The sequence below is a fragment of the Allobosea sp. genome (genome assembly GCF_036675845.1).
GTDB lineage: Bacteria > Pseudomonadota > Alphaproteobacteria > Rhizobiales > Beijerinckiaceae > Allobosea.
Map to the genome: position 1 here is coordinate 1 of NZ_JAKFED010000097.1, position 9,785 is coordinate 9,785.

Consider the following 9,785-nt stretch of genomic DNA (forward strand, 5'->3'; position numbering starts at 1 on the left):
CCCGAGAGATAGGCGATCGTCTCCGGCACGTTCCAGATCATCTTGGCAAGATCGGACCTCTGACGGACCGCGCCGTTGACCTTGAGCTCGATCAGACCCTTATCCGGATGCCCGGCCTTGGCAGCCGGGACGATCTCGCCGATCGGCGCCGAGGAATCGAAGCCTTTGCCCATGTCCCAGGGCTTGCCGGCCTTCTTGGCGGCTCCCTGCAGGTCGCGGCGGGTCATGTCGAAGCCGGCCGCATAGCCGAAGACGTGGGAGAGTGCGTCGGCCTCGGCGATGTCCTTGCCACCCTTCCCGATTGCGACGATCAGCTCCATCTCGTGATGCAGGTCGGCGGTCTTCGGCGGATAAGGCATGTCGGCGCCGCCAGTCAGCACGGCATCGGACGGTTTGGTGAAAAAGAACGGCTCCTCGCGATCGGGATCGCCGCCCATCTCGCGAGTGTGCTCGGCGTAATTGCGGCCGACGCAGAAGATGCGACGCACCGGGAACAAGCCACCACCAGCCACCGGAATGGCAGCAACCTTCGGCGTATCGATGACATAGCTGGACATGGCGGCGCTCCCTGAGGCGGCTTTGCTCGCTTCATGAGGGAGCAGGGCGGCTTCGGCAAGGGCGTCCCGGGCGGGACCGGCCTGCAACACCGGAATTGCCGACGGGTGCCCGTCCTCCAGCCCTCATCCTGAGGAGCCGCACAGCGGCGTCTCGAAGGATGCTTCATGAGGTTCCGGAACCATCTGGACCATCCTTCGAGACGCGATCCTGCGGATCGCTCCTCAGGATGAGGGCTCGCATATGACGGCCAAAGGCCGAGGGCCGCGACTTGGCCGTGAGCGCCCGTCAACGTCAAGCGGAAAGCCGCGCCGCACTCCTGACATGACGAAGCGCCTGCGGCATCCTACATGCAGCCCATGAATCGCGAACGTCCCGACCTGCCCGAGCAGGAAATCGAGGAAGAGATCGAGCTCGAGGAGGAGACCACCCTCCCCGCGCCCGAGCCTGCGCTCGACCTCGCCGAGGCCGCGCCCGGCGCATTGAAGGCCGGCATCGAGGTCATCGCCGAATTCGCCCGGCATCTGCCGAACCGGCCGGGCGTCTACCGGATGTTCGATCGCGCCGGCGAGGTGCTCTATGTCGGCAAGGCCAAGAGCCTGAAGAACCGGGTCGGGTCTTACGCCCGCGGCATGGCCCACACCAACGCCGTGGCGCGGATGATCGCCGAGACGGCGAACATGGAGTTCGTCACCACCGGCACCGAGACCGAGGCGCTGCTGCTCGAATCGAACCTGATCAAGCAGCTCCGGCCGCGCTACAACGTGCTGCTGCGCGACGACAAATCCTTCCCCTATATCTTCCTCTCCGGCGACCATCCGGCCCCGCAGCTCGCCAAGCATCGCGGTTCGCGCCAGCGCAAGGGCGACTATTTCGGCCCCTTCGCCTCGGTCTGGGCGGTCGAACGCACCATCGACGCGCTGCAGAAGGCCTTCCTGCTCCGCTCCTGCACCGACAGCTATTACGAGAACCGCACCCGGCCCTGCCTGCTCTTCCAGATCAAGCGCTGCTCCGGCCCCTGCACCGGCGAGATCTCGCATACCGACTATCAGGGCCTCGCCGACCAGGCCCGCGCCTTCCTCTCCGGCCGTTCCTCGGCGGTGAAGCAGACGCTTTCGGGCCGCATGCAGGCGGCCGCCGAGAACCTCGAATTCGAGAAGGCGGCGCGCTATCGCGACCGGCTGGCGGCGCTCTCGGCCGTGCAGGCCGGGCAGGACATCAACACGCAAGGGGTGGAGGAAGCCGACGTCTTCGCCATCGACGAGCAGGCCGGGCAGTTCTGCGTCGAGATCTTCTTCTTCCGCAACAAGCAGAACTGGGGCAACCGGGCGCTCTTCCCGCGCGCCGACAAGAGCCTGACGCCCGCCGAGGTGCTGGCCTCGGTCATCACCCAGTTCTACGACGACAAGCCACCGCCGCGCCTCGTGCTGGTCTCGCACGAACTGGCTGAGGCCGGGCTGATCGCCGAGGCGCTCTGCGCCCGCGCCGGCCGCAAGGTCGAGCTTTCGGCGCCCAAGCGCGGCGAGCGCCGCGACCTCGTGGCGCACGCGCTGAAGAACGCCCATGAGGCGCTCGCCCGCAAGCTCGCCGACAATGCCGGCCAGCAGAGCCTGCTCAATGCGCTGGGTGCCGCCTTCGGCATGGAGAAGGCGCCGCGCCGGGTCGAGGTCTACGACAACTCGCACATCATGGGCACGAACGCCGTCGGTGGCATGGTCGTCGCCGGCCGCGACGGCTTCATGAAGAGCCATTACCGCACCTTCAACATCTCGGCCGACACCATCGCCGGCGACGATTTCGGCATGATGCGCGAGGTGCTGAAGCGGCGGTTCTCGCGATTGGCGAAGGAGGGCGGTGTTGGTCCTGCGTCATCGGACGAAGCGCGGGAGCCCTCCCCCCTTGTGGGGGAGGGTTGGGAGGGGGGTATCGCACCCGCAGACACCTCCGAGAACAGCGCGTCGATCGTCGAGGGTGGCATACCCCCCTCTCTAGCTCTCCCCCACAAGGGGGGAGAGGACGCGCCCGTGCCGGAAGCGCTTGCGCCTGTTCCATCCGAAGACGACTCCGCCTTCCCCTCCCGCCCCGACCTCGTCATCGTCGATGGCGGCAAGGGCCAGTTCGAGGCGGCGCGCAGGATCATGGCCGAATGCGGCGCCGGCGACATCGCGCTGGTCGCCATCGCCAAGGGCGCCGACCGCAACGCCATGCGCGAGACCTTCTTCATGGCGGGCCGCGAGCCGTTCAAGCTGCCGCCGCGCGACCCGGCGCTCTATTTCATCCAGCGCCTGCGCGACGAGGCCCATCGCTTCGCCATCGGCACCCACCGGGCCAGGCGCAAGCGCGACATCACCAAGAATCCGCTCGACGAGATCCCCGGCATCGGCCCCTCGCGCAAGCGCGCCCTCCTGCTACATTTCGGCACGGTCAAGGCGATCCAGCGTGCCAAGCTCGACGACCTGATGCGCACCCCCGGCGTCAATGCCGCGACCGCAAAGGCGGTTCACGACCATTTTCACGAGCGGTGAGCGCCCGCTGCGGCAAAAGCGGCGCTGCTCCGCCGGAATGCCCCGGCCCGGGCATGCAGACTTCGAACGCAGCTTTGCCATGCAATCACCGTCTTGCGTGTTGACGCTGTCGCAAACGCACGGCTTGGTATCCTTCGTGACGATTCTTCCAGACGTTATCCGGCGCCGCGGCCCCTGGTCGCTGCCGAACCTGCTGACCTACGGTCGGATCGCGGCGATCCCGGCGCTGGTGGCGTTGTTGTTCTGGCCGCGTGACGACTGGGCCCGCTGGGCGGCGCTGGCGATCTATGTCGCGGCCGCCGTCACCGATTATTTCGACGGCTGGCTCGCCCGGGCCTGGAGCCAGCAATCGGCGATCGGCCGCATGCTCGACCCGATCGCCGACAAGTTGCTGGTCTGCGCGCTGCTGCTGATGCTGGTCCACACCGAGACGATCAAGGGCTGGTCGATCTGGGCGGCGATCGTCATCCTCTGCCGCGAGATCCTGGTCTCCGGCCTGCGCGAGTTCCTCGCCGACCTGAAGGTCAGCGTTCCGGTCAGCAAGGTCGCGAAATGGAAGACCACGGCGCAGTTGTTCGCGCTCGGCTTCCTCGTCGTCGGCCCCGCCGGCGACCAGGTCCTGCCGCACAACACCCAGATCGGCATCGTCATGCTCTGGGTCGCGGCGCTGCTGACGATCTATACCGGCTGGGACTATCTCAACGCCGGCGTCCGGCACCTCGTCGCCATGGATGAGCGCGCGCCATGACTGCCCCATCCCTCATGACCGCCCAAACGCTGAAGCTGGTCTATTTCGCCTGGGTGCGCGAGCGCGTCGGTCTCGCCGACGAGATCGTCTCGCCGCCGGCCGGGACCGGGACGATCGCCGATCTGGTGCGCTGGCTGAAGACCCGCGGCGAGGGCTACGAGCTCGCCTTCGAGAACGAGGCGATCGTGCGCGCCGCCATCGACCACGCCCATGCCAAGCCGGCGGCCTCGATCGCCGGCGCACGCGAGATCGCCTTCTTCCCTCCGATGACCGGCGGCTGAGGCGGGAGCCCGCGATGACCCCGGTCGTCCGCATCCAGCGCGAGGATTTCGACATCGCCGCCGAGATCGCGGCGCTGACGCAGGACCGCCGCGACATCGGCGCCATCGTCAGCTTTTCCGGGCTCTGCCGCGACGAGGACGGTCGGCTCGCTGCGCTCGAGCTCGAGCACTATCCCGGCATGGCCGAGGCCGAGATCGCCCGCGTCGCCGGCGAGGCTGCCGAACGCTGGCCGCTGACCGGCCTCGTCGCCATCCACCGCTTCGGGCTGATCGAGCCCGGCGGCCAGATCGTCCTCGTCGTCGCGGCCTCCGCCCATCGCCGCGCCGCCTTCGAGGGCGCCGAGTTCCTGATGGACTATCTCAAGGCGCGCGCCCCGTTCTGGAAGCGCGAGCATCTCACCGACGGCACGGTCGGCGGCTGGGTCGAGGCCAAGGCGAGCGACGATGCCGCCGCCGGGCGCTGGAGCTGACACGATGGAAACGAGCCGTACCGTGACTCGCTTCGGTGCGGCATTGCTGACGATGGCGGCGGCTGGTGGCGCCCAGGCGGCCGAGGCGGGCAGCATGATCTTCCGCGACTGGATCGCCGGCTGCGACAACACCCGCCGCTGCACGGCGCTGTCCCTGCCGGGCGAGGCCGACAGCGCCTTTGCCTATCTCAAGCTGCAGCGCTCCGGCGGCCCGGCGGATCGCCCGGTTCTTTCGCTGAACATTCGTGACGCGAAGCTGAAGCCGTCCTTCAAGGTGCGACTCACCCTGGACGGCGCACCGATGCCGACGGCGGGGCGGGACTTGCCCGGTTCCTCGGCCGATCAGGAGATCGGCACGGTCGAAATCCCGGAAAAGGACGCGGAAGCCCTGATCGCGGCGACCCGCAAGGCAGCGAAGCTCGGCATTGCTCTCGATGGCAGGCGCTACACGCTCTCGCTCGCCGGCGCCGTCGCCGCGCTGCTCTGGCTCGACGAGCAGCAGCAGCGGCTCGGCACGAGCACGGCCTTGATACGGAAAGGCGACAAGTCCGTGACCACGATACCGTCCGCCCCGACGCTGCCGGTCCTCGAGGCGCGCGCAACCTCCGGCGCTCCGGCTCTCGACAGCAAGGCGGCCGCCAGACTGGCCAAGGAACTGCGCGCCCATCTCAAGAGCAGCGCCCCCGACAGTTGCGAGGACGACGACGGCTCGCCCGCCTCGGACAAGGTCTGGGCACTCGATGCGCGCACCAACCTCGTCGGACTGCTCTGTGCCCGCGGCGCCTACAACTTCATCAGCGGCTACTGGATCGTCGAGCAGGGCAAGGTCGCGGCCGCGCGTCGCCTCGCTTTCCCGAAACCGTCCGGCAAACCGCAGGAGCAGCTGGTCAATGCCGATTACGACCCGGCGACCGGCAAGCTCGATTTCTTCGACAAGGGCCGCGGCATCGGCGATTGCGGCGCGGCCGGCAGTTATGTCTGGACCGGCAAGGCCTTTTCCCTGGCGAACTGGTCCGAGATGAGCACCTGCCGCGGCCTCACCGCCGACGACTGGATCACGCTGTTCCGCAGCGAGGTGAAGGTGGTGAAGTAGGCGGCGAACCCGCTTGCAGCCATCGACAGCAACGCATGCCGTCATTCCGGCTGGAGCGAAGCGGAACGCCGGAATCCATCATAGGGCTATGGTGCCCTTCGATGGATTCCGGAGCGGCGCCGCTTCGCGGCTTGTCCGGAATGACAGGTGGCGATCAGCCTCGCTCAGGCCGCCTTCGACTTCGGACGGACCGCGTCGGAATAATCCTCCATGATCACCTTGCCCATGTTCCCGGTGAGGAACTTGTAGGGGCCGATCTCGGAGACCAGCGTCACCTCGGCGGCCGAGCCGGTGATGAAGCATTCGGCGAAACCTTCGAGCTCCTCCGGCCGGATGCGCCGCTCGACCACCTCGAAGCCGCGCTTCTTGCACAGCTCGATCACCGACTGGCGGGTCAACCCGTCGAGGAAGCGGTCGGCCAGCGGCGTGTGGACCACGCCGTCCTTGATGAAGAAGATGTTGGCGCCGGTGCATTCGGCGACATTGCCCTCCCAGTCGAGCATCATCGCGTCGGCATAGCCGCCGCGCTCCGCCTTGTGCTTGGAGAGCGAGCAGATCATGTAGAGACCGGCCGCCTTGGCGTGCACCGGGGCGCAGGCCGGGTCGGGCCGGCGATAGGTGGCGATATCGAGCCGCACGCCCTTCAGCTTCTGCGCCATGTCGAACATGCTCGGCCACTCCCAGACCGCGATCGCGGTATGGATCGTGTTGTTCATGCCCGAGACCGCCATCATCTCCGAGCCGCGCCAGGCAACCGGGCGGACATAGGCGTCCTTGAGGCCGTTCTCCTTGAGGCAGAGATACTTGGCCGCGTCGATCTCGGCGACCGAATAGGGGATCGTGAAATCCATGATCTCGGCCGATTTGTGGAAGCGCTGCGAATGCTCGGTGCTCTTGTAGATCACGCCGTCATAGGCGCGCTCGCCCTCGAAGACGCAGGAGCCGTAATGCAGCCCATGGGTGAGTACGTGCACCTTGGCCTCCTTCCACGGCACGAGCTTGCCGTCGAACCAGATGACGCCGTCGCGCTGGTCGAAAGGAATGACTGACATGGTACAGATCCTCCTGATCGTCTTCTTGCGGACGACTTCGCCACAGGGCGAAAGAGTGCGCAAGCGCGGTATCAAAACTACGCCGGAGCCGGCGCTTGCGACATAATCGGTCGCACCGCGTGCTTGACCGGTAATCTTGCGTCTGAGATATGTCAACAAGGCTGACATAAAAAGAGATCACGAACGTGAGCACGCCCGTCTCGATTCCCGTACCACCCGCCACGCCGGAAACCTCCCGCGCGCCGGTGCCCTATGACCTGATCGAGCTGTTCTTCTTCGCCTATCGCGACTTCGTCGGCGATCCCGACCGCATCCTCGCCGATTACGGCTTCGGCCGCGCCCATCACCGCGTGCTGCATTTCGTCCAGCGCCGGCCGGGCCTGACCATCGCCGAACTGCTCGACATCCTGCAGATCACCAAGCAGAGCCTGAACCGGGTGCTGAAGGAGCTGGTCGAGACCGGCTTCGTCGAGCAGCGGCCCGGCACGCGCGACAAGCGCCAGCGCAAGCTCCACGCCACCGCCGCCGGCCGCGAGCTCGCCGTCCGCCTCGCCGAACTGCAAGCGCGTCGCATCGGCCGCGCGCTCGAGGCGGCCGGCCCCGAAACCGCCCCGATCATCACGCGCTATCTCGCCGGGCTGATCGACCCGGCCGAACGGCGCAATGTGATGGCGCATCTGGCTGGGTCGACCTGACGCTTCGTGCTACTTCGGAGGAGCATGGGCGCAGAACCGACACCGTCGAGGGGAAGCGAATGATGGCGCCGAGCGGCCAGCGCAAGCCGATCCCGGACGAGGCCCCGCATATCCTGGTGGTCGATGACGACCGCCGCCTGCGCGACCTGCTGGCCCGTTTCCTCGGCGACCATGGCTACCGCGTCACCACCGCGGCCAATGCGGCGGAAGCCGATTCCCGCCTGGTCCACCTGGTCTTCGACGCGATGGTGCTCGACATCATGATGCCGGGCGAGAACGGCTTCGACTTCGCCCGCCGCCTGCGTAGCGGCTCGGAAATCCCGATCCTGATGCTGACGGCGCGCGCCGACAGCGGCGACCGCATCACCGGGCTCGAGCTCGGCGTCGACGACTATCTCTCGAAGCCGTTCGAGCCACGCGAGCTCATCCTGCGGCTCGGCAACATCCTCAAGCGCAGCGCCCAGCCGGAGCCGCCGCCGGCGCCGCCCCGCCCGGACTATGTCCGCTTCGGCCCGTTCATCTTCGGGCTCGCCCGCGGCGAATTGCGCCAGGGCGAGGAATCGATCCGCCTGACCGAGCGCGAACGCGAAATCCTGACCGTACTGGCCGAGCGGGCCGGCGAGCATGTGCCGCGCGAACAGCTCGCCAACCAGGGCTCCGCCGCCAACGACCGCACCATCGACGTCCAGATCAACCGCCTGCGCCGCAAGATCGAGCGCGACCCGGCCGACCCGCTCTATCTCCAGACCGTCCGCGGCGTCGGCTACCGCCTCGTCACCGACCGGATCTGAAGCCATGGCCGACGCCTCGCTCCGGCGCCGTCTCCTGCCGCTCGCGGCGAGCGCCGGCGCACGCCTGCGACAGGCGGGCGCTCTCTTGGCGCGCGCCGGCGTCGCCCTGTTCGCGCCGCTCAAGCGGTTGCCGAGGCGGCCGGCGCGGGCGATCAGCCGCATCATGCCCAAGGGCCTCTACCCGAGGGCGCTGGTCATCGTCATCGCGCCGGTGGTGCTGCTGCAATCGGTCATCGCCTATGTCTTCATGGAGCGGCATTGGCAGACCGTGACGCAGCGGCTCTCCTCGGCCGTCTCCTCCGACATCGCCGCCCTGATCGACGTCTATGAGAGCTACCCGCAGGACCGGGAGGCGACGCTGCTCTCGCGCATCGCCCAGGAGAGGCTCGGCCTCGACGTCGACATCCTGCCCGATGCCGACCTGCCGGCGCCGGGTCCCCGCCCCTTCTTCTCGCTGCTCGACAGCGCCCTCTCGACCGAGCTGAGCCAGCAGGTCAAGCGGCCGTTCTGGCTCGACACCGTCGGCCGCTCCAGCCTGATCGAGATCCGTATCAAGATGGGCAAGGACGTGATGCGGGTGCTGACGCGGCGCAGCCAGGCCTACGCCTCCAACAGCCACATCTTCCTGCTCTGGATGACCGGGACCTCGCTGATCCTGCTGACCATCGCCGTGCTCTTCCTGCGCAACCAGATCCGGCCGATCCTGCGCCTCGCCGACGCCGCCGAGGCCTTCGGCAAGGGCCGCGACGCCGATTTCCGCCCGCGCGGCGCGCGCGAGGTCCGCCGTGCCGGCAACGCCTTCATCGAGATGAAGCGCCGCGTCGAGCGCTCGATCGGCGAGCGCACCATGATGCTGAACGGCGTCAGCCATGATCTGCGCACCATCCTGACCCGCTTCAAGCTCTCGCTCGCTCTGCTCGACCGCTCGCCCGATCTCGAGGCGATCGAGAAGGATGTCGACGAGATGAGCCGCATGCTCGAGGATTATCTCGCCTTCGCCCGCGGCGATGCCGGCGAGTCGCCGGTCGAGACCGACATCCGCTCGCTGCTCGAGCATCTCAAGGCCGATGCCGAGCGCCAGGGCCACCAGACCGAGCTCGAGGTCGTCGGCGACCCGCTCGTCGTCGTCAGGCCCGATGCGATCCGCCGGCTGCTGACCAACCTCGTCTCCAACGCCGCCCGCTTCGGTGATCGCATCGCCATCCGCGCCACGCACGATGCCCGCTACCTGATCGTGATGGTAGACGATGACGGGCCGGGCATCGCGCCGGAGCTGCGCGAGGATGTCTTCAAGCCGTTCTTCCGCCTCGACGAGGCCCGCAATGTCGATGGCGGCGGCACCGGCCTCGGCCTCGCCATCGCCCGCGACATCGCCCGCTCGCATGGCGGCGACATCATGCTGGGGGAATCGCCGCTCGGCGGCCTGCGCGCGACGGTGCGGCTGCCGGTCTGACCGACCTTGCGACTCGCGCCGTCATTTCCGGGGCAGGCCGCAGGCCTGAGCCCAGAAGCCATGGAAACGGCGCGCCTCCAACGTCATTGCGAGGAGCGTCAGCGACGAAGCAATCCAGGGGC

The 9,785-nt window shown here is 67.7% G+C and carries 10 protein-coding genes; 8 read left to right on the forward strand and 2 right to left on the reverse strand.

All coding sequences use genetic code 11. The features are described 5' to 3' along the window. On the reverse strand, positions 1–647 hold a 647-nt coding region (locus tag V6M56_RS11165), incomplete at its 3' end, for a fumarylacetoacetate hydrolase family protein (RefSeq protein WP_332683680.1). A gap of 258 nt (positions 648–905) precedes the next feature. On the opposite strand from V6M56_RS11165, the gene uvrC reads away from it, so the two are divergent. The 5 genes from uvrC (at position 906) to V6M56_RS11190 (ending at position 5,672) form a co-directional block, all read left to right on the forward strand. Continuing rightward, positions 906–3,080, forward strand: coding sequence for an excinuclease ABC subunit UvrC (gene uvrC, locus V6M56_RS11170; protein ID WP_332683683.1), 2,175 nt, complete (start codon positions 906–908; stop codon positions 3,078–3,080). Between the two features lie 136 nt (positions 3,081–3,216). Beyond that, on the forward strand, positions 3,217–3,828 hold the full coding sequence (gene pgsA / locus V6M56_RS11175; RefSeq protein WP_332683684.1) for a CDP-diacylglycerol--glycerol-3-phosphate 3-phosphatidyltransferase: 612 nt from the start codon (positions 3,217–3,219) through the stop codon (positions 3,826–3,828). A gap of 29 nt (positions 3,829–3,857) precedes the next feature. Then, a complete protein-coding gene (locus tag V6M56_RS11180) occupies positions 3,858–4,109 on the forward strand; it encodes a MoaD/ThiS family protein (RefSeq protein ID WP_332683693.1) in 252 nt (83 codons plus the stop codon). A 14-nt stretch (positions 4,110–4,123) separates the two neighbouring features. Continuing rightward, the gene (locus V6M56_RS11185; RefSeq protein WP_332683685.1) at positions 4,124–4,579 is read left to right on the forward strand and encodes a molybdenum cofactor biosynthesis protein MoaE; all 456 of its coding nucleotides are present in this window, start codon (positions 4,124–4,126) and stop codon (positions 4,577–4,579) included. Between the two features lie 22 nt (positions 4,580–4,601). Further along, the gene (locus V6M56_RS11190) at positions 4,602–5,672 is read left to right on the forward strand and encodes a DUF1176 domain-containing protein (protein WP_332683687.1); all 1,071 of its coding nucleotides are present in this window, start codon (positions 4,602–4,604) and stop codon (positions 5,670–5,672) included. Between the two features lie 164 nt (positions 5,673–5,836). Here V6M56_RS11190 and V6M56_RS11195 read toward each other — a convergent pair whose 3' ends face one another. Then, a complete protein-coding gene (locus V6M56_RS11195) occupies positions 5,837–6,724 on the reverse strand; it encodes a branched-chain amino acid aminotransferase (protein ID WP_332683689.1) in 888 nt (295 codons plus the stop codon). A gap of 185 nt (positions 6,725–6,909) precedes the next feature. On the opposite strand from V6M56_RS11195, the gene V6M56_RS11200 reads away from it, so the two are divergent. From V6M56_RS11200 to V6M56_RS11210, 3 genes are all read left to right on the forward strand, one after another. After that, positions 6,910–7,419 (forward strand): MarR family winged helix-turn-helix transcriptional regulator, encoded by a 510-nt coding sequence (locus V6M56_RS11200; protein ID WP_442881134.1) that lies wholly within the window; start codon positions 6,910–6,912, stop codon positions 7,417–7,419. Between the two features lie 62 nt (positions 7,420–7,481). Then, positions 7,482–8,210 (forward strand): response regulator, encoded by a 729-nt coding sequence (locus V6M56_RS11205; RefSeq protein WP_332683696.1) that lies wholly within the window; start codon positions 7,482–7,484, stop codon positions 8,208–8,210. 4 nt (positions 8,211–8,214) lie between these two features. Next, the gene (locus tag V6M56_RS11210) at positions 8,215–9,663 is read left to right on the forward strand and encodes an ATP-binding protein (RefSeq protein ID WP_332683691.1); all 1,449 of its coding nucleotides are present in this window, start codon (positions 8,215–8,217) and stop codon (positions 9,661–9,663) included. Positions 9,664–9,785 lie beyond the last annotated feature (122 nt).

What these genes read in the sequence shown, in the direction of transcription:
- V6M56_RS11205 (WP_332683696.1), top strand. Translation starts at nt 7,482, where the DNA reads ATGGCGCCGAGCGGCCAGCGCAAGCCGATCCCGGACGAGGCCCCGCAT.
- V6M56_RS11210 (WP_332683691.1), top strand. Translation starts at nt 8,215, where the DNA reads ATGGCCGACGCCTCGCTCCGGCGCCGTCTCCTGCCGCTCGCGGCGAGC.
- uvrC (WP_332683683.1), top strand. Translation starts at nt 906, where the DNA reads ATGCAGCCCATGAATCGCGAACGTCCCGACCTGCCCGAGCAGGAAATC.
- V6M56_RS11195 (WP_332683689.1), bottom strand. Translation starts at nt 6,724, where the DNA reads ATGTCAGTCATTCCTTTCGACCAGCGCGACGGCGTCATCTGGTTCGAC.
- V6M56_RS11185 (WP_332683685.1), top strand. Translation starts at nt 4,124, where the DNA reads ATGACCCCGGTCGTCCGCATCCAGCGCGAGGATTTCGACATCGCCGCC.